This is a genomic window from Gelidibacter sp., assembly GCF_039916245.1.
Lineage (GTDB): Bacteria > Bacteroidota > Bacteroidia > Flavobacteriales > Flavobacteriaceae > Gelidibacter.
The window spans coordinates 1-19,107 of sequence record NZ_JBDSLS010000154.1 but is presented as its reverse complement, the minus strand read 5'-3'; the positions used below and the strand labels follow the sequence as shown (position 1 = coordinate 19,107).

At 38.5% G+C, this 19,107-nt stretch carries 18 protein-coding genes; 10 read left to right on the top strand and 8 right to left on the bottom strand.

All coding sequences use genetic code 11. From position 1 onward, the window contains the following. Positions 1-632 precede the first annotated feature (632 nt). The 10 genes from ABIQ28_RS08260 to ABIQ28_RS08215 all read left to right on the top strand — a co-directional run bounded on the left by ABIQ28_RS08260 (position 633) and on the right by ABIQ28_RS08215 (position 8,731). The gene (locus ABIQ28_RS08260; RefSeq protein ID WP_348036416.1) at positions 633-1,691 is read left to right on the top strand and encodes a class I fructose-bisphosphate aldolase; all 1,059 of its coding nucleotides are present in this window, start codon (positions 633-635) and stop codon (positions 1,689-1,691) included. Positions 1,692-1,723: 32 nt separating this feature from the next. After that, on the top strand, positions 1,724-2,098 hold the full coding sequence (locus tag ABIQ28_RS08255) for a hypothetical protein (RefSeq protein WP_348036415.1): 375 nt from the start codon (positions 1,724-1,726) through the stop codon (positions 2,096-2,098). Between the two features lie 92 nt (positions 2,099-2,190). Then, the gene (locus ABIQ28_RS08250) at positions 2,191-2,409 is read left to right on the top strand and encodes an SHOCT domain-containing protein (RefSeq protein ID WP_348036414.1); all 219 of its coding nucleotides are present in this window, start codon (positions 2,191-2,193) and stop codon (positions 2,407-2,409) included. Positions 2,410-2,545: 136 nt separating this feature from the next. Continuing rightward, on the top strand, positions 2,546-4,216 hold the full coding sequence (locus ABIQ28_RS08245; RefSeq protein ID WP_348036413.1) for a molybdopterin-dependent oxidoreductase: 1,671 nt from the start codon (positions 2,546-2,548) through the stop codon (positions 4,214-4,216). 68 nt (positions 4,217-4,284) lie between these two features. Beyond that, entirely contained in the window at positions 4,285-4,602 is a 318-nt protein-coding gene (locus ABIQ28_RS08240) for a phosphoribosylpyrophosphate synthetase (RefSeq protein WP_348036412.1), read from the top strand. 35 nt (positions 4,603-4,637) lie between these two features. Further along, positions 4,638-5,114, top strand: a complete 477-nt coding sequence (locus ABIQ28_RS08235) for a DNA starvation/stationary phase protection protein (RefSeq protein WP_348036411.1) — start codon at positions 4,638-4,640, stop codon at positions 5,112-5,114. A gap of 267 nt (positions 5,115-5,381) precedes the next feature. After that, positions 5,382-5,783 carry a cupin domain-containing protein gene (locus tag ABIQ28_RS08230; protein WP_348036410.1) on the top strand — a complete coding sequence of 134 codons (402 nt, stop codon included), beginning with the start codon at positions 5,382-5,384 and terminating at the stop codon, positions 5,781-5,783. Positions 5,784-6,089: 306 nt separating this feature from the next. Beyond that, the gene (locus ABIQ28_RS08225) at positions 6,090-7,124 is read left to right on the top strand and encodes a hypothetical protein (protein ID WP_348036409.1); all 1,035 of its coding nucleotides are present in this window, start codon (positions 6,090-6,092) and stop codon (positions 7,122-7,124) included. Then, the gene (locus ABIQ28_RS08220; RefSeq protein WP_348036408.1) at positions 7,121-7,642 is read left to right on the top strand and encodes a nucleoside-triphosphatase; all 522 of its coding nucleotides are present in this window, start codon (positions 7,121-7,123) and stop codon (positions 7,640-7,642) included. The genes ABIQ28_RS08225 and ABIQ28_RS08220 overlap by 4 nt, the downstream gene beginning before the upstream one ends. A 12-nt stretch (positions 7,643-7,654) precedes the next feature. After that, positions 7,655-8,731: a tellurite resistance/C4-dicarboxylate transporter family protein gene (locus tag ABIQ28_RS08215; protein WP_348036407.1), complete on the top strand. Its 1,077-nt coding sequence runs from the start codon at positions 7,655-7,657 to the stop codon at positions 8,729-8,731. Between the two features lie 245 nt (positions 8,732-8,976). On the opposite strand, the gene ABIQ28_RS08210 is transcribed toward ABIQ28_RS08215, so the two are convergent. Genes ABIQ28_RS08210 through nuoG form a run of 8 tightly spaced genes read right to left on the bottom strand, consistent with a single transcriptional unit; the run spans position 8,977 to position 18,965 of the window. Beyond that, positions 8,977-10,434 carry an NADH-quinone oxidoreductase subunit N gene (locus ABIQ28_RS08210; RefSeq protein ID WP_348036406.1) on the bottom strand — a complete coding sequence of 486 codons (1,458 nt, stop codon included), beginning with the start codon at positions 10,432-10,434 and terminating at the stop codon, positions 8,977-8,979. A 3-nt stretch (positions 10,435-10,437) separates the two neighbouring features. Then, a complete protein-coding gene (locus ABIQ28_RS08205; RefSeq protein WP_348036405.1) occupies positions 10,438-12,051 on the bottom strand; it encodes an NADH-quinone oxidoreductase subunit M in 1,614 nt (537 codons plus the stop codon). Continuing rightward, positions 12,048-13,919 (bottom strand): NADH-quinone oxidoreductase subunit L, encoded by a 1,872-nt coding sequence (gene nuoL, locus ABIQ28_RS08200; protein ID WP_348036404.1) that lies wholly within the window; start codon positions 13,917-13,919, stop codon positions 12,048-12,050. Before nuoL ends, ABIQ28_RS08205 begins: the two co-directional genes overlap by 4 nt. Before the next feature lie 15 nt (positions 13,920-13,934). Further along, a complete protein-coding gene (gene nuoK / locus ABIQ28_RS08195; protein ID WP_348036403.1) occupies positions 13,935-14,240 on the bottom strand; it encodes an NADH-quinone oxidoreductase subunit NuoK in 306 nt (101 codons plus the stop codon). Further along, positions 14,237-14,779: an NADH-quinone oxidoreductase subunit J gene (gene nuoJ / locus ABIQ28_RS08190; protein ID WP_348036402.1), complete on the bottom strand. Its 543-nt coding sequence runs from the start codon at positions 14,777-14,779 to the stop codon at positions 14,237-14,239. The genes nuoK and nuoJ overlap by 4 nt, the downstream gene beginning before the upstream one ends. 14 nt (positions 14,780-14,793) lie before the next feature. After that, positions 14,794-15,309: an NADH-quinone oxidoreductase subunit NuoI gene (gene nuoI, locus ABIQ28_RS08185; protein ID WP_348036401.1), complete on the bottom strand. Its 516-nt coding sequence runs from the start codon at positions 15,307-15,309 to the stop codon at positions 14,794-14,796. Positions 15,310-15,340: 31 nt separating this feature from the next. Then, complete coding sequence (nuoH, locus tag ABIQ28_RS08180; protein WP_348036400.1) at positions 15,341-16,300, bottom strand: NADH-quinone oxidoreductase subunit NuoH; 960 nt, start codon at positions 16,298-16,300, stop codon at positions 15,341-15,343. Next, entirely contained in the window at positions 16,293-18,965 is a 2,673-nt protein-coding gene (gene nuoG / locus ABIQ28_RS08175) for an NADH-quinone oxidoreductase subunit NuoG (RefSeq protein ID WP_348036399.1), read from the bottom strand. Before nuoG ends, nuoH begins: the two co-directional genes overlap by 8 nt. Positions 18,966-19,107 lie beyond the last annotated feature (142 nt).

Sequence of the window (19,107 nt, the reverse complement as noted above, 5' to 3'; positions counted from 1 at the left end):
TATTTCTAACCAAACCCATAATGCCCTTAATCCTTTAATTTTTTCTTAATGGATATATTCTTTGAACCATTAAGGCATTAAGATTATTTAGATGTCATATTTCTAACCAAACCCTTAATGCCCTTAATCCCTTAATTTTTTTCTTAATGGTTATATTCTTTGAACCATTAAGGCATGAAGAATATTAAGATGTCATATTTCTAACCAAACCCTTCACGCCCTTAATCCCTTAATTTTTTCTTAATGGTTATACTCTTTGAACCATTAAGGCATGAAGAATATTAAGATGTCATATTTCTAATCAAACCCATAATGCCCTTAATAATTTTCTTAATGGTTATACTCTTTGAATCATTAAGGCATGAAGAATATTAAGATGTCATATTTCTAACCAAACCCTTAATGCCCTTAATCCCTTAATTTTATTCTTAATGGTTATTTTCATTCGTAATAATTCATTTTCAGCATCAAGTGGGAATATTATAAATTATAAATCGCGCCTTATAAACCGTTCAAATATCTGAGGGTTATCTTTATAAGGATACTTCGACAGCGTGCAATTTTTATTTGGAAAAGTTCCAAAGATACACACTACTATAAAAAAGATACACACTACTATAAACCAAAATAAAATGAATCAAGACAAACTCATAAAAACTGCGCAAGCCATGGTTACCGGTAACAAGGGCTTGATCGCCATGGACGAAAGCAATCCCACGTGCAATAAACGATTTGCCGCTTTGGATATTCCGCAAACTCCAAAAATGCGTCTGCTTTACCGCGAAATGCTCATCACAACTCCCGGACTTAACGAAGGCATCAACGCCGCTATATTATATGATGAGACTGTTCGGCAAAAACTTTCAGATGGTACGCCATTCGTTAAAGCAGTTAAAAACGCGGGCATTATCCCCGGAATTAAATTGGACATGGGTGCAAAAGACATGGCCGGTTTTCCGGAAGAAAAAATAACTGAAGGTTTGGATGGCTTGCGAGAACGCTTAGCTGAATACAGTGAAATGGGACTTCGCTTTGCTAAATGGCGCGCCGTAATCACTATTGACGACGGAGTTCCCACACGACGCGGTATTGTAAATAACGCCATTATTTTAGCACAATATGCAGCGCTTTGCCAAGAAGCGGGTTTAGTGCCAATCGTTGAACCAGAAGTTTTGATGGATGGCAAACATGATTTAAAAAGGTGTTTTTCCGTTACTGAGCATGTATTACACACGGTCTTTGATCAATTGTACAAACAGCGCGTTTTAACCGAAGGCATCATTTTAAAACCCAATATGGTTTTGCCAGGTTCAAATTGCCAAGACCAAAGTAACACCGAAGAAATTGCACATGCCACAGTGAAGTGTTTAATGCGAACCGTTCCCGCATCGGTGCCAGGAATAGCATTTTTATCTGGCGGACAAACTTCACAACAGGCTTCTGAGCGCTTAAATGCGATGAATGCCAACTATAAATCAGAAATGCCATGGGCACTTACGTTTTCTTTTAGTCGCGCCCTGCAGTATCCTGCAATGGATATTTGGAATGGGAAAGAAGAAAACTCTAAAAGGGCACAAAAAGCATTGCACCATCGTGCCATTTGCAATCGATTAGCCTGCTCTGGAGAATATTCTGAAATACTGGAGAAATCTATTTCATCAGCAAACGAAAGAGATTTAGAGTTTTTATAAAGTGTAAAAGTTTAATCAAAAAACAAGATAAAATGAAAAATACAGATAAAAAATCCGATAAACAAAAACCATCGGATAGCAAAAAAAATAGTCCAGCAAAAGATAAATCAGAAAACCAAGATTTTCCAGGTTATCCACATTATCCTCCATCCGAAGATATTTTCAACAATGAAAAAGAAGTCGATTTAGATCCTGAAGATCTTAAAAAAGTCAAGCATAAAGTATTTAAACCCGGGAAGAAAAACGAAAAGGATTTTTGTGAGGACATGACCGGCGAAGACCTTGACATACCAGGATCCAAAGCTGACGAGAAAGAAAATAATGCCGGAAGCGAAGATGAAGAAAACAATTATTACAGTTTAGGAGGCGACAATCATAAGGATCTTGAGGAAGACAAAGGCGAATAAAACTAACAGTAACAAACTACCATCTAGTTGACTTAGCAACAGTGAAACTTTAGGAAAAAGCCAACCTATTCACTAATTAAAAAACAAAAGTCATGGACATTTATCACGGTTATAATTTTGGAGGAATGCATATCATATGGTGGTTCATCTGGATGATTTTTATTTTCTGGATTTTCTTTACACCCTGGAACATTCCTGGAAACAGAAGAACGAAAGATACCCCACTTGAAATTTTACAAAAGCGCTATGCTGCAGGGAAAATAACCACAGAACAATACTTAGAACAGAAGAAATTATTAGAGAAGGATTAACCAAAACCATTCTCATTTAAGCAAGAACAAGATTCCTCAAATTAACTTTCATAAAAAAATTAACCCGACGAGTTTTGGATGGAAGATGATCATCACTTGATGATTCGCAGCAAAATTATCTTTGAAATTCTAACGAATGATACCACATTTTACAGAGGCCGAAAAAGCAGTTCATTATCCTGAAGATAGAAGATTCCATTTAGGAATGAAACCTTATATGAAGCTGATTTTGCTGGTCTTTTTAATTGGTGTAATCGGCGCGGCATGGCTACAATATTTGGTATTTGGTTTACCGTCCGATCCTTCCGCTGTACTTTCAACGATAACGCCGAACGAAGCTTCAGGTTTCCCCATATGGGTTAACCTCAGTCATTGGGTCAATTTCTTTTTTCTGATGTTGATTATAAGAAGCGGACTTTCCATATTGTTTGACCATCCGCGTTTGTATTGGAATAATTCAAGCGATCCCGAAAAGCAATGGATACGATTTACTCCTTTAAAAATTCCCAAGGATAAATTTTGGACCGCCAAAGAAGATGCCCGTTATATCAGTCCCATTGCGGGTTTGCCAGGTTACAAGCACACCGTGGGAATTGCAAGAGTATGGCATTTTCTAACCGTTCCCTTTTTTGTTTTAAACGGCGCTGTTTTTATTTTTCTTTTGTTTTACACCAATCAATGGCAACGGTTAGTTCCTGTATCATGGCAAATTGTCCCAGACGCTTGGAATGTTTTTGTGCATTATGCCACCTTTAATTTTCCTTTTGAACCCAATGGATTTTATCATTATAATGCCATACAGCAACTCTCCTATTTTGGAACGATATTTATTTTGGCGCCCCTTGCCATGCTCACAGGAATGGCGATGTCGCCTGCCATAGAAAATCGTTTTCATTGGTATCCAAAATTGTTTGGCAACCGACAAAGCGCCCGTTCCATTCACTTTTTAGTATTGATTGCGTTTAGCATTTTTATTATTATCCATATCAGCTTGATAGCGGCCACAGGATTGGTCAGAAACATGAACCACATTGTACTGGGAACTGATAATGCACAAAGTTATACTGGACTTTATATAGGAATAGCCATTATTTTATCAACGATTGCTTTTGCCTTTTTAGCCCATTGGCTTTCATGGCACAAACAACGTTCTCTGCAATACCTGCAAGCATCGATAAACGGACGACTTTGGAAATACACCATCAACCGTTTTAAAGTTAAAAAAAACTATCAGAAAAAGGATATTACGTCTTATTTCTGGCTGAATGGGAAAGAACCGGATTCAGCGGAGTGGAGAAACTTGGCTCAAAACAACTTTGCAGATTACAAACTTAAGATTGAAGGCTTGGTGGAAAATCCAGTAGAATTATCCCTCGCAGACCTAAAACAAATGGGCAAAGATCAAAACATTACCATGCACCATTGTATCCAAGGCTGGTCGGGTATTGCTGAATGGGGCGGATTACCTTTAAGCAAAATCATCGCCTTGGTAAAACCAAATCCAGAGGCAACCACCGTTGCTTTTTTCTCGTTCGGCGAAGGATTATACGGTGGCACCTATTACGATACCCATACACTGGACAATTGCCTGAAACCTGATTCCATATTAGCTTGGGAAATGAACTATGAACCGCTTTCCATTGGACATGGCGCACCATTGCGGTTGCGTGTCGAAAATCAGTTAGGCTATAAGATGGTCAAATGGATAGAACGTATCGAATTTGTAAAATCAGTTAAAGATTTAGGCAAAGGCTTTGGCGGAAAAAATGAAGATGACGAATATTTTGACTTACTGGCAGATAGTTAAAAATCGTAAAGGACATCCTTTTAAAACATATAATTTCAGATAGATTAACGAACACTAAAACATGCACCATGACAACTAATAACACGATGACCACGCTTTCGGAGGTTACCAATTTTCTCAACGACGCAGGATATACGATAGATTTTAATCTAAAACAAAGCTACCTAGAATGCATGAGCACTCATTTAAAAATATTTCCTGGAGAATTTATTGTAGATAAACATTACCGTTTTGAAGGAGAATCAGATCCTGCTGACGAAGCCATTGTTTTTGCCATTTCGTGTCCAAAACACAATTTGAAAGGCGTATTGATTAATGGCTATGGAATTTCCAGTGATAGCATTTCAGATGAAATGATAAAGGCATTAGATGAAAGGAAACACTAAAATCACTCATGTAATTAATTTAAAACTTAAATAAAATGAAAAAAGCTAACATCGGAATTTCCGATAAAAATAGAGAAGCTCTAGCTGAGCAGTTATCAAAAATACTGGCAGATGAATTTTTGCTCTATAACAAAACGCTTAATGCCCATTGGAATGTCGAAGGTCCAGATTTTCATACCGTTCATGTCTATCTTGAAACACTCTATAACAAACAACAGAAAATTGTTGATACCGTGGCCGAAAGGATTCGTGCAATCGGACATTATGCTCCGGGGCAACTTTCTAAATATCTTGAACTTACCCATCTTTCTGAAAAATCTCTGGATAAGAACGATAGCAAATCGCTCTTTGCCGAATTATTGGAAGACCACGAAAGTATCATTATTTTTTTAAGAGAAAATATTAGACCTACTGCCGATAAGTTAAAAGCAGAGGACATCAGCGATTATATTACCGGATTATTGGAATATCATGAAAAAACCGCATGGATGCTTCGGTCCCATTTAAATTAAGAAAAGTTGAAAATAACTTTAAAAAACTTCTATTTAATAGAAAAAGGAGATACACATTAAAGTTATGTCGGCCTATCCGTTTAGAAATATAAAAATGACTTAAGACATTAAGACCTAAGATACTTCGAGAAGCTCAGTGCTGCCCATAAGTGTAAAAAATATTGAAACGACCGACTTTCAACTGAAAATTGTCAGAGTTCTTAATCATACGTCTCAATGTCTTTTGTCATGTAATAATTTTGTTGATGTCCATTAATAGTCATAGTCATGGAAAAAAAGTATAATGACCCAACAGATCTAAGACCAGAAGGCCGACGACTTATGGACGCACCATTGGTAAGCATAGATATTCCTCAATTTAAAAAACAGTTAAAAATGGAGGCCACTTGGCAAACCAGCGACCGAAATGCCATTACTGTTTACAAGACCAATGGTTTACGTATGGTGTTGATTGCTCTTCATAAAGACGCTTTCATGCAAGAACATACCGCCGATGGCATTATAAGCGTACAAGTCCTTGAAGGTGAAATAAATTTCCGTACCGACAACGAATCCATAATTTTAAAAACAGGCCAAATGATTGCCTTGCATGAAGGTTTAAATCATAGTGTAGAGGCCATGGAAGAATCCGTGTTTTTATTGACTTTAACTACAGCTCTGGAAGTTTAAAATTTGTTTACCACATTTAATTCTTCATCAAAAATGAATAAGTCAATATGAAGTAAAATACGATCAAATTTTTTTAAAACAGACTAAAAGTCTGTTGCATTTTTGAAATTTATAGCAAATAATTTATGACCGAATTATCAGTAACCGAGTGAATTTGTGAAAATTCGTGTAATTAGTGTCAAAAAATTTTTAGCTCCCAGTTATTCGGAGAAAGGAAAAGGATTGAATGTACATACTTATCCGACCAAATTCAAACTGGGTTTTTACATAATTTAAGGCTAATAAAAATTCCATTAAAATCATAAAATGATTAAAGAGAAAGCTTTTCTGAAATTGAATGGAATCAACAGTCAAATGGCTGTTGAACGCCTAACAGCATTATGGGCTTTAAACGAATGTGCATTAGGAGGTTTAATGCATGCTTTTAATCTGCCTTTTACTGGAATTCTTGTTGGCGGTATTTCGGTATTGCTCATTACCTTAATTGCTTTTTACACCACTCATATTTGGTCAACATTGCTCAAAGCTTTAACCATTGTTTTATTGATCAAAGCTGGTGTTAGTCCTTATTCGCCAATTACCGCATATGTTGCGGTTTCCTTTCAGGCTTTCTTAGGAATGCTCTTGTATAGCCTGTTTTCTATTAATAAGCTTACAATTATTAGTTTAAGTGCTGTCACTTTTCTGGAATCTGGACTCCAAAAACTAATCACCTTAACTATTATTTTCGGACAATCACTTTGGGAAGCCTTAGATATTTATATGGCTTGGATTGAAAAGCAATTGTCTTTTTTTTCGTTCAATTTAAACAGCAAAACCTTGGCATATACTTTTCTTCTGACCTATTTCATAAGTGGTATTCTAGTAGGTTTTTTAATCATCCGAACTCTGAATTTATTACAGCAGATGCACATCTCGCAGATGGATTTCAAATTAGACATAGTCATTTCGGAGCTTAAATCTCCCAAAAAAAAGAATAAAAAAATCATCTTATATACAATTCTGATGATTGTTGTGCTTCTACCGATTCTGTATTTTAATAATGATTCTCAAGGTTGGCAAAAGGCTGTTTATTTAATAACTCGCAGTACTTTGATTTTAATTGTTTGGTACACTGTATTAGGGCCTTTATTAATAAAATCTTTAAATAAGTCACTTTCAAAAAAACGTCAATTTTATCAAGCAAACGTTCAGAGCATATTAAATATCTTTCCTTCCTTAAAAGCCATTATACATCAATCATGGAAAGACTGCAAACCCTTTAAAGGATGGGACAGACTATCGCAATTCCTGGCAAAAAGTATCGCTTACAGTCTCTATTTTGACCATACGAAAGAATGATTTATATACTCTCTGATCATATCGAAACAGGAAAAACCAATGCCTTGTTAAAATGGTCAGAAGGCCGAAAAGACACCTTTGGAATTTTGACGCCAAGAGACGAAAATAATTACCGCTATATTTTAGATGTGCATACCACAGATAGTTTTAAAATGCAAACAGATTTGGCAACGGCCGATACGATATCTGTTGGTCGTTACCACTTTTTAAAGTCTGCTTTTAAAACAGGAAATAGCATCCTAAAAAAAGCCCTAAAAAACAATAAATCAAGATATATCATCATTGATGAGCTGGGCAAACTAGAATTACAATCGGACGGATTTCACGAAGCAACAACTTTGGCTATAAAAACGACTATTAACAGTAATGCCTTAAATCTCATTTTAATCATCCGAACATCATTATTATCACAAATAATCAAAAAATATCATATTACAGATTACCAATTCATTACGATTAAAGATTTAAACAAACAGTTAGAATTTCCCATAGAAAACAGGAATAAGAAGAATTTTTGAAGCTAAATGACGATGCCAAAAAATTTTAAACCAATAGAAGAAAACAAACAGATGGAGTCAAACCGTTTGTTTAGTGGTATCGCTGAATTATCCCCAGCTTATTTCTCAATGGTTATGGCAACGGGCATTGTATCTATTGCTGCTCATTTATACCATTATTCACTTTTGGCCAGCACACTGTTTTATATTAATGGGATTGCCTATCTCATACTTTGTATTTTATTCATTATTCGTTTTATTTCTTACAAAAAGGAATTTCGATCTGACGTTATTGACGACAGAAAAAACATGGGATTTCTTTCTTTTGTTGCGGCAAGTTGTATCCTTGGTAACCAGTTTTTTTTGATTGAGAATAATCATCAGATGGGGATTTTCTTTTTAATAATAGGATTCTTGTCTTGGATAACTCTTAGCTATTCACTGTTTGCCATTCTTATACAAAAGCGCAAAAAGCAAACAATAAAAGCAATAAGTGGCACATGGCTTCTACTTGTAGTTGCTACGCAGGCAGTTTCCATATTGATTACGCAATTGGAGGAATTTCTGCCATTTTCTCATGAAGAAGTTCTCTTTTCCTCTCTTATGTTATTTTTATGCGGATGCATGTTTTATATCATCATCATAACACTGATCATCTATCGACTTATATTTTTCAATCTACATGCCGAAGAGCTCGGCCCTCCGTATTGGATCAACATGGGTGCTGATGCCATTACTGTTTTAGCAGGTTCTGCTCTCATTATCAGTGCTGAAAAATGGCCTTTTTTAACCGAATTACTTCCTTTTCTTAAAGGATTCACATTGTTGTTTTGGGCTATTGGAACTTGGTGGATTCCGTTGATTTTAATTTTGGGTGTATGGCGACATATTATAAAAAAAGTGCCATTGAGATATAACTCCCAATATTGGGGAATGGTATTCCCTTTGGGCATGTACACCGTATGTACCCTAAGATTATCTGAAGCTATAGCGTTGCCTTTTTTAATGGGTATTTCTTCAGTTTTCGTGTTTTTTGCCATTGGTGTATGGGCGGTTATTTTTATTGGTTTGATTTATACTATTGTTTTAAATGGCATCATAAAACAATAAATTTAAGTCCCAATAAACCTGAGCTTTAGCTCGGGATATAGAAATGTAGAAGAGCATAGGGCTTTAGCCCAACTGTACCAAAATAGGATTTTTTGGCTAAAGCCTTTTACTTTTTATTTTCTGACCTCCAGCTAATGCTGTAGGTTATTCAAAGTTAAAAAACCCAATAACCCCATGCTTTAGCTCGGGGCATAAAAGTGAAGAGGAAAGGGCTTTAGCCCAAACCGTACCCAAGAAATTCTGTATCAAGGCAGACCATTGATAATATCCAAAAGCCAACTTGGATAGGCACCCAACCAAATCATAAATACCGTTAAGAGCATCAATGCCAGACTACCCGCAAGAAGTGAAGAAACTTTGCTCTCGCCTTTTGGGTCCAGTCGTATGGTAGGAACGACATCCTTTTCTTGACGCATCATCACAACAATCACTCGCAAATAGTAATATAAACCTATAACGCTTCCTATCACTAAAGCGATAACAAGCAACCATTGAGATTGCCCTACTCCTGCTGTCAAAACAAAGAACTTACCTGTAAAACCTGCAGTTAAAGGTATTCCGGCCAAGGAAAGCAAGCTCACGGTAAAGGCAAGTGCTAAAAATGGCTTCCTCCAGAACAATCCTTGGTAATCTTCAATATCAATCGCCTCTTCCTCTGATTTGGAAACAAGTGTAATTAATCCAAAAGCCGCCAGGATAGAGATTACATATATTGTTAGATAAAATGTAGCTGCCGGAACAGCCATTTCTCCACCAGCAATGATAGCCACCAATAAATATCCGAAATGAGCAATAGAGGAATACGCCAACATCCGCTTTACGTTATCTTGCAACAACGCTAATAAATTGCCCACTACCATAGAAAGAACAGATAGAATTGCGAATACCCATACAATATTTTCAAATCTATACAGGTCAGCCAATATAAAAAACCTTAATAATATGGCTACAATGGCTCCCTTGGCAACTGATGCAATAAATGCACTTATCGGCGAGGAAGCGCCTTCATAAATATCTGGTGTCCACATATGGAAAGGAACAGCCGCCAACTCAAATCCGATACCTACAATCATTAAGGCAATTCCGGCAATCAGCATCACCTGTGACGTGCCTGTTAAATCGGAAGAAATTGTTGACAATGCGCTGAAGGACATCGTGCCAGAAGCAGCATAAACCAAAGCCATTCCCAACAATAAAAATGCTGCTGCCAAAGCGGCGAGAATCAGATATTTCAATCCGCCTTCAATGGCTTTTTCTCTTTCTCTATAGTAAGCGATGAGCGTATATAAGGAGATACTCAAGATTTCCAAACTCACAAAAAGGGTTATAAAATGTGTACTAAAAACCAACATTCCCGCACCCAAACTCGCCAACATCAATAAGAGATAGAACTCTTCTTTTCTTTTTTCTGGATAAAAATCTCTCAAACTGATATAACTAAAAATGGCCACAACAAAAGTGGTTAACAAAATCAAGGCCAGGTAATAATAACCAAAAGCATCAATAATAAAAAGATCACTGATAGCATAAGATGTCTCAGGCCAACTCATAAATACCGCGATCAGTGAAGCCAGCAAAATAACCAAGGTCAATGCAAATGTCAAAACATGACGGCGCCGCATAGCGATTAAAAGCAGAGTCAAAAGAATTCCTCCGCATAGAATCACAACTGGCAATAAGCTGGTTATATCTTGTTCTGACATGTCTTATTCAGTTTTGATTGATTTAATTTTTTGAGCCTGATTTTCCTTTTTCACATCCATAGATTTTTCATTCAGAAAGTCTCCCCCATTATAAACGGTATTTTTATCGATACTTCCAAGTTCTTCCTTTTCGCCTGACTTCGACATCCTAACTTCCTGAATCATTTTTTGCACCGGAACTTCAGACATACGCAATACCGATGAAGGATACCAACCTAACCAAAGAATGACACCCGTAAGAGAAAGCATGACGATCATTTCACGCACCCCAAAATCTGGAATCACCCAGACTTTACGTTCTTCTTCGTAAAATACTTTCTGAATGATTCGAAGTGCATAGGCTGTAGCTGTTATAAGAACCATGGTCGCGATGATGGTCAGCACTTTAAAAGGCCCTTGATAAGACCCAATCAGAATTAAAATTTCTGCAATAAAATTTCCAAGTCCTGGTAATCCCATGGAAGCCATTACAAATACCAACCCCATTGTTCCCATTCTAGGAACCTGACGCCACAGTCCTCCCATTTGAGCCAAATCTCTGGTATGGATGCGATCGTAAAGAGATCCTGCGATAATGAACAGTGCACCGGTACTGACCGCATGAACAATCATCTGCATGACAACGCCCTGCATAGCCATCTCATTAAAAGAATAGATGCCTAACAAAATAAAACCCATATGACTGACACTGATATAGGCCACTAGCCGCTTAAAATCGGTTTGCGCGAATGCGAGTTTAGCGCCATATAAAATACTGATAACGCCTAATAAAACTGCCAGAGGTGCAAGCTGATGAGATGCCTCTGGAAATAATGGCAAGGCAAATCGTATCAAACCATAAGCACCAGTTTTTAGCAATAAACCTGCAAGGATCACGCTACCTGCAGTAGGTGCTTGGGTATGCGCATCGGGCAACCAACTATGGAGCGGCACGGTAGAGAGTTTAACGGCAAAAGCAACTACAAAACCAAGCATGAGTATAAAAGCTGTTCCCTTCGGAATAACAGTACCCAACAACTGTTCGTAGTCAAAGGTATATACATCCGTATTTTGTCCGTGGATAAAATATAATCCCAAAATACCAAGAAGCATCAACAAACCACTTGCTTGTGTGAACAGGAAAAACTTTTTACCAGCATAAATTCGATCTTCATGCCCCCATATACTGATCAGAAAATACATGGGCACTAGCATCAATTCCCAAGAGAAATAAAATAAAAACAGATCCAAGGCAAGAAATACCCCTGTAATTCCCGCCAATTCTAAAAGCAGATTAAAATGGAAAAAACCGACCCTTGTTTTTATTTCCTTCCATGAGACCAATACGCAAATCACACTCAAAAAAGAAGTCAGTAGTAACATCAGCAAGCTCAGTCCATCCATCCCAAGTTTAAACTGAATACCAAAAGATGGCATCCAATTCCCGGTATAACTAATAATCCATCCCTCACTATCGATACCTGAATCATGTCCAAGCCATAACCACAGTGTAATCCCAAAATACACAAGTGTCCCAACAAGACTAATCAACTTAGGAAGAAAAGTGCTCCATCTGCTTGCTAGCCAAGCCAGCAAACCTGTTCCTATCAACAATATGAGGATCCAAACGAGTATCATGGAAAAAAGATTATGGTTAATATAAGTATTGCTCCCGTCGCTATAATCATGGCGTACCAACGTAACTGGCCATTTTGAGTAGCACTCAATAAGACGTTTAACTGTCTGGCGATATATGCCAATCCTGTATAAAACTTATCGATAATATCATTTTTATTAATCTTAGACAAAAACACCATGGGCTCTACAATCAGTTTGTCATAAACCAAATCAAAATCCCATCCTTTAAAGAAAAATTGTTGTATTGCATTTCGTTGGGGCACAGCAGCAGGAAACGGTTTGTTAAAAAAGAGTTTGTAAGCTATAAAAACCGCTACCAAAGCAACGACTGCAGATATTATCTGGAAAATCAATTCCGTTGAAGGTTGTAATGACAAAAGTGTGGTTGCCGGTAAGGTCTTTTCTACAAAATTTGAAACTAATGTCAGATGTCCCATATTATCAGGCAATTCGATAAAGCCTCCGGCGAACGAGAAAAAGGCCAAGACCACCAAAGGAATAGTGATCATCCACCCAGGACGATGTGTAGGTTCAGCCTTCGCTTTTCCGAAGAACGTAAGAAAAACCATTCGAAAAGTATAAAGTGCAGTAATAAAAGCACCTACTATTGCAGCCAGCCATAAGCCCTTCGATCCTTTATCACTGGCATAAGCCAACCATATAATTTTATCTTTACTATAATATCCTGCCGTAATTAAGGGCAAAGCAGAAAGAGATGCTGAAGCAATCAAGAACGTCCAGAAAGTTATGGGCAATTTTTTCCACAAACCTCCCATTTTAAACATATTATGTTCATCCCGCATCACCCATATCACAGCTCCCGCTCCCAAGAACAAAAGTGCTTTAAAAAATGCATGAATCATAAAGTGAAATAAAGCTGCTGACCATGCTCCTATTCCCAGCGCCAGGAACATATAACCAATTTGTGATATCGTAGAATAGGCCAATACCTTTTTTATATCATGCTGATACAATGCTGACATACCTGCAATAAGCAATGTGGCCGCTCCGATAATAGCAACCGTATGCTGTGCGATGGGAGCAATTTCAAATAACACATGCGTTCTGGCAATCAGATAAACCCCAGCGGTGACCATTGTAGCAGCATGGAGTAATGCTGAAACTGGCGAAGGTGCCGCCATGGCGTCGGGCAACCAGGTTTGCAGAGGAAGTTGTGCCGATTTACCAACCGCTCCTCCCAATAGTAAAAAAGCCGTAGCCACTGCAATACCTGATCCTACCGTCCATGTTTCAGGAGCTTCCATAAGTATATTTTGGATATTTAGCGTATTAAAACTCATGAATAGGATGTAAAAACTGACAGCGAGGGCAGCATCGCCTATGCGTGTTACAATAAATGCTTTCCTCGCAGCATAACCATTTTTTGGATCTTTATACCAATACCCTATTAACAGATAACTGCATAAACCTACCCCTTCCCATCCCAGATAAAGAAAGAGTAAATTATCTGCCAAAACGAGTATTAGCATTAAGCCAACAAACAGGTTCATAAAGACAAAAAAGCGCACGAAGCCTTCCTCTTTCCACATAAATTCTGCCGAATACAAATGAATCAAAGCCCCGACAAAAGTGATAATAAAAATAAAAATAAGCGAAACAGTGTCCAGATGGAATCCAATATTTGGAGACAAACCATAAACGTCAAACCATTGCCAGACCACCTGAAGATAAGGCGTAGTATCACCCAAAAATTCATAGCCCACAATTAAGGTCAAAATCGCTGAAAGACTGACAGATCCAACTCCGACTGCGGCACTGAGGGCACGAGGCAATTTTCCACCAGCAAATGCCAGGATGAGTGCTCCTGCAAAAGGTAATGCCACAATTAACCAAAGAAGATCCTTCATATTACTGCATTTTTATCATCCTTTCATTTTATTGACTTTGCTCACATCCAGCGATCCCGATTGCTTAAAGAGCTGTATAATCAATGCTAGGCCCACAGAAACCTCAGCAGCGGCCATCGCCAATATAAAAATGAACATAACCTGCCCATCCGCTTGTCCCCAGGATGCACCGGCCACCACAAAGGCCAATCCTGCAGCATTGAGCATGATTTCTATACATAGCAACATGAATATAATATTCCGTCGTATGAGTAAACCCACCAATCCGATGCAGAATAAAATCACTGCCAGTAAAAGACCATATTCCATAGGTATATTCATGAAGTTTCTATTTTATCATGTTCTTCCTTTAGATATCTGTGGAGATTTTTTCGTTCTTTTTGCCCTAAATGGTAGGCGCCCACAATTCCGGCCGTCAATAAAAACCCAGCCAAATCAACGACCAGTGCATATTTGGTAAACATTAACTTGCCTACTACCTCGGGAGATATCGTGTGATTTGCCATGGGATGATAGCTATCACTGAATAACATATATAACATCTCGACCACCAAAATCAAGGCGATAATAGACGGCCCGATCCAGACTTTTGGCTTCATAAAATCATATGCTTTATCGTCATCTGAACTATCTATATGCAACATCATAATCACAAAAACAAACAAAACCATTATGGCACCGGCGTAAATGATCACCTCTAAAGCCGCGATAAAAGGTGCGCCCAAAATGAAAAAAATCACCGAAACTGATAATAGCGACACAATGAAATACAATAAGGCATGTACTGCATTTTTTGCGACAACCACCATTAGTGTGGAAAGAATGGCCAAAATACCCGCTATGTAAAAGAATATTTCCATCTTATTATTGATTTTTATGGCATAAGCCTTCTCACATCTACAGGTTGATCTTCTTGTTCTCCTTCTCCTTTTTCTTTGACTCCTACAGCAACCCCAGCATGCTTGTAATAATTATAGCCATGATATTTTCCTTGCCCCATGATCAGCAAATCCTCTTTTTCATACACTAGATTCTGACGGTCATATTCGGCCATTTCAAAATCGGGAATCAATTGGATAGCATACGTAGGACAAGCATCCTCACAATAGCCACAAAAGATGCACCGCGAGAAATTGATACGGAAAAACTCAGGATATCGTCGTCCTTCATCATCTTCTGTCGCCTGAAGTGAAATACAATCTACAGGACAGGCCGCTGCACATAAATAACACCCCACGCAGCGTTCCATCCCATCTGGGTCACGAGAAAGTATAATTCTGCCTCGCCATCGTGGTGCTAAATATGCTTTTTTCTCGGGATACTCAATCGTCACCCGCTTATGGAACATATGTAAAAACGTCAACCAAATTGATCTTATAATGCTGAACATGAGATTATTTTTTTATGTGATCCAAAATCCATTATGAATTAAAATACAGTACAAACGCACCAGTTACCAACAGGTTCAAAAGTGAAAGTGGCAAAAGTATCTTCCATCCTACAGTCATTAACTGGTCATATCTTGGTCTGGGCAATGACGCCCGCAACAAAATAAAAAACAGAATAAAAGCGAACATTTTAATTAAAAACCAAACAACTGGTGGCAAAAATCCAAACCCCAGCCATCCTCCAAAAAACAGGGTCGTAATGAGTGCCGAAATCAACGTAATGCCGAGGTATTCTCCAACAAAGAACATCCCGAATTTCATCCCAGAATATTCTGTATGGTAGCCTGCAATCAATTCATTTTCTGCTTCAGGAAGATCGAAAGGAAGCCGATGCGTCTCAGCGAGGCCAGCAATAAAGAAGATGATAAACCCTAAAAATTGAGGAATAAAAAACCATATCTTCTCCTGTGCCAATACGATATCGGTCATGTTGAACGAACCGGCCATAATAACAACGCCCATCAGGGAAAGTCCCATAAAAACTTCGTAAGAAATCATTTGGGCTGAGCCTCGAACGCCACCTAAAAGGGAATATTTATTATTGGATGCCCAACCGCCCAGCACCACACTGTACGCCCCTAATGATGACATGGCCAGGAAAAAGAGCACTCCAATATTGAGGTCTGCCACCAAAATTCCAGGTGCAAATGGAATGATTGTAAAACTGAGCAAGATCGTTACCATCACGATAGTCGGCGCCAGAACAAATACGATTTTATTAGCAAATGGAGGGATCCAGTCTTCTTTAAAAAACAATTTAATCATGTCGGCCAAAACCTGAAGCAGTCCAAAAGGGCCAACTCGATTTGGGCCATACCGATCCTGCCAGGCAGCAAGCATTCTTCGCTCTACCCAGATTAGACCAGCTGCGATGCTGACAAGCACCAGCAGTATTGCTAGCGCAATAAGCGTTAATTTAAATGTTTCATTCATGACTCATCCGTTTTATTATGGTTTCGAAAGGAAAATCGATGCCTGCCGTTTCCGTTAATCCTTTTGGCAAACCCAAAATTCCTATTGGGATTTCCTTATGAAATTTTAGAGGAAATTGTCTTTTTTCGTCCTTAATAGTAACTTCGATTAAATCTCCTTCCTGGAGATTATTCTTAATGGCGTCATCGTCGTTAAGCGCGATGTATGCTTGAGGAATCCGTTCCATTACAGCTGGACTTTGGGCACTCAATTCTTCAGATCCGAAAATATGATACAATGGTAGGCCACAGTAAACATCCTGTTTTGGAAAAAATTCCGAAGGCCTATGATCTGAAAAACTCAAATCAGAAGTTTCCTTTGGTTCAAATAATCTCTTACCTGGATTTCCTCCTTGCAATGGCCCGCCAACTTCAACCTGATATTTGTTGAGCGCTTGCACAGAATTCCAGCCAGGTGTCCAGTAAAAAGGTGTAATCGACGGTGGTGGCACTCCGGTAAAACCTTCCATCGTAAAGGAAAGTGCAGAATTTGGATCTTCGGGCGGTTTAGGTTCGCTCACATTCATATCAGCGTGCATGGCAGTTCTTCCACTATAGCGATGCGGTTCACGGGGAATTTTTTGTGTGCCTTCCCTAAATCCTTCCAGAGGAGCGACATCTTGCACCGGTTTCAATTCTGGGAATTCCTGTATCATATCATTTACAATGTCATCAAAGCTTGCCGGTCCCCATTTATCCATCATAATTTCCTGAATCCACTCCCAACTACTCTGGATATCATTATCAGGTTGATGCGCCCGGTAGAATCGTTGTGCTCGGCCTTCATTGTTTACGACGGTGCCATCGGCTTCGGCGAATGTTCCTACAGGTAAAACATATTTAGATTGATGTGTTGTGGCATTTTCTAAGTAATGAAAGCTTATGATATTTTTTTGGTGCTTTAAAAAAGCGTCTATACTACTTTTATCTTTACGTTGATATAGGTCGTTCTCAAGGATTATGGTTGCATCGGCTTTATTTGATTTATCTATTGCATCTTCTAAAAACTGATCTGTTAGCAGAGATAAACCAATGGAATTCACTTCGGGAGCGATATAAACCAATCCCGGATCTTTACCTTGTTTTTTTAATGTATATGCCAATGTTGCTGCTGACTGTATTAGGACTTCACTGTACAGACTTGTGCCTGCAATGATCAATGGTTTTTTCGCTGCTAGCAGGGCTTTGGCAATTTCAACAACCAGTGGAGACGCAATGCATTGCGTCTCTACCGACGCGGAAACCGCATATACCAAACGTGCAATATTATCCGGATGCGCATAATACGATTGGGTTGCAATGTCATCCAATTTCGTCACATGGACTGTGGCTATATAAAATGGCCCTGTTGCTTCCTGCACAACTTCGCGTGTGGCGGCATCATTCCAGACGGGAATCTTTAATTCCCTTGCTTCTTCATTGGGTTTATTTTTGGCGGCCTGTCTCAGGTTGAGCGCTAACATGGGCGCGGTGTTGGTCACATCTTCCCCGATGATAAAAACGGCATCATAATCTTTAACCTCACTTAGTGAAGGCGTTCTTACCGATCCTTCCTTCAATATTTTAATGATTTGTTGGATTAACTTCCCTTCAGAAGTTGGAATGCCAGCATAGAAATTTTCTGCTCCCACCCATTGACGTAATAAATAATTGGATTCGAGTGAAGCTTTTGGGGAACCGATGCCGATTAATTGATTAGCATCATCAGTAATTCCTTTGATGCCTTTAATCGCTTCTTCCTTTGTTATGGGCGAAGGGTTGCCCTTTTCTATTTTAAAAGGAGCGATAAGTCGGCTTTCACTATTTACATATTCATAGCCAAACCGGCCACGATCACATATAAAATAACCATTCACATCGCCATTGTAGCGGTTTCTGATTCTTCTAAGACTTCCGTAACGTTCGCCCGCAATAATGTTGCAACCCAAGGAACAATTATGGCAAATGGAAGGGCCATTAGTCATGTCCCATTTTCGTGTGAAATGTTTTTTTAATGTTTTATCAGTGAAAACACCTGTAGGACAAACCTCTATCAGATTGCCACTAAATTCATTTTCCAAAGTACCTGGCTCATGTCGACCAAAATACACGTTATCATGACCTGCAAACACATCAAAATCTTTTCCTCCAGCATAGTTATTATAGAACCTCGTGCAACGGTAACACTGGATGCACCGATTCATCTCATGGTTAACAAAAGGGCCGAGGTACTGATTGTTATGGGTTCTTTTATTAAACCGATAGCGTCTATAATTATGCCCTGTCATGACCGTCATGTCTTGTAAATGACATTCGCCACCTTCGTCACATACGGGACAATCATGTGGATGATTAACCATCAAGGCTTCAATATTATGAGCGCGAAAACTATAGGCCTCTGGATCTGTAAGAGAAATGCGCATATTCTCCCTCACGGGTTCCAAACAAGCCATAACCAACTTGCCTTTTTTATCATCATCGTTTTTATACGACATAATAGCGCATTGCCGACAGGCGGCCACCGATCCCAATTCTGGGTGCCAGCAAAAATAAGGTAGATCCATTTCAAGCGACAAACAAGCTTCGAGCACGTTGTTGTCCTTATCTACCTCATAGACTTTATCATCGATGGTTATATTGACTTTCATTTATGTTTATTCTTTTTAATTGGTCATACTTCGACTTGGCTCAGAACAGATATGTTATTCGTGATTAATTCTATTATCGGTAGATGATATTTTTAGCACTCCTATTTCATGATTTATAAGGGCATTTCTGTTCGTGAATATG

Coding starts and splice junctions, on each gene's coding strand:
- ABIQ28_RS08260 (WP_348036416.1), top strand. CDS start 633: ATGAATCAAGACAAACTCATAAAAACTGCGCAAGCCATGGTTACCGGT.
- ABIQ28_RS08255 (WP_348036415.1), top strand. CDS start 1,724: ATGAAAAATACAGATAAAAAATCCGATAAACAAAAACCATCGGATAGC.
- ABIQ28_RS08250 (WP_348036414.1), top strand. CDS start 2,191: ATGGACATTTATCACGGTTATAATTTTGGAGGAATGCATATCATATGG.
- ABIQ28_RS08245 (WP_348036413.1), top strand. CDS start 2,546: ATGATACCACATTTTACAGAGGCCGAAAAAGCAGTTCATTATCCTGAA.
- ABIQ28_RS08240 (WP_348036412.1), top strand. CDS start 4,285: ATGACAACTAATAACACGATGACCACGCTTTCGGAGGTTACCAATTTT.
- ABIQ28_RS08235 (WP_348036411.1), top strand. CDS start 4,638: ATGAAAAAAGCTAACATCGGAATTTCCGATAAAAATAGAGAAGCTCTA.
- ABIQ28_RS08230 (WP_348036410.1), top strand. CDS start 5,382: ATGGAAAAAAAGTATAATGACCCAACAGATCTAAGACCAGAAGGCCGA.
- ABIQ28_RS08225 (WP_348036409.1), top strand. CDS start 6,090: ATGATTAAAGAGAAAGCTTTTCTGAAATTGAATGGAATCAACAGTCAA.
- ABIQ28_RS08220 (WP_348036408.1), top strand. CDS start 7,121: ATGATTTATATACTCTCTGATCATATCGAAACAGGAAAAACCAATGCC.
- ABIQ28_RS08215 (WP_348036407.1), top strand. CDS start 7,655: ATGCCAAAAAATTTTAAACCAATAGAAGAAAACAAACAGATGGAGTCA.
- ABIQ28_RS08210 (WP_348036406.1), bottom strand. CDS start 10,434: ATGTCAGAACAAGATATAACCAGCTTATTGCCAGTTGTGATTCTATGC.
- ABIQ28_RS08205 (WP_348036405.1), bottom strand. CDS start 12,051: ATGATACTCGTTTGGATCCTCATATTGTTGATAGGAACAGGTTTGCTG.
- nuoL (WP_348036404.1), bottom strand. CDS start 13,919: ATGAAGGATCTTCTTTGGTTAATTGTGGCATTACCTTTTGCAGGAGCA.
- nuoK (WP_348036403.1), bottom strand. CDS start 14,240: ATGAATATACCTATGGAATATGGTCTTTTACTGGCAGTGATTTTATTC.
- nuoJ (WP_348036402.1), bottom strand. CDS start 14,779: ATGGAAATATTCTTTTACATAGCGGGTATTTTGGCCATTCTTTCCACA.
- nuoI (WP_348036401.1), bottom strand. CDS start 15,309: ATGTTCAGCATTATAAGATCAATTTGGTTGACGTTTTTACATATGTTC.
- nuoH (WP_348036400.1), bottom strand. CDS start 16,300: ATGAATGAAACATTTAAATTAACGCTTATTGCGCTAGCAATACTGCTG.
- nuoG (WP_348036399.1), bottom strand. CDS start 18,965: ATGAAAGTCAATATAACCATCGATGATAAAGTCTATGAGGTAGATAAG.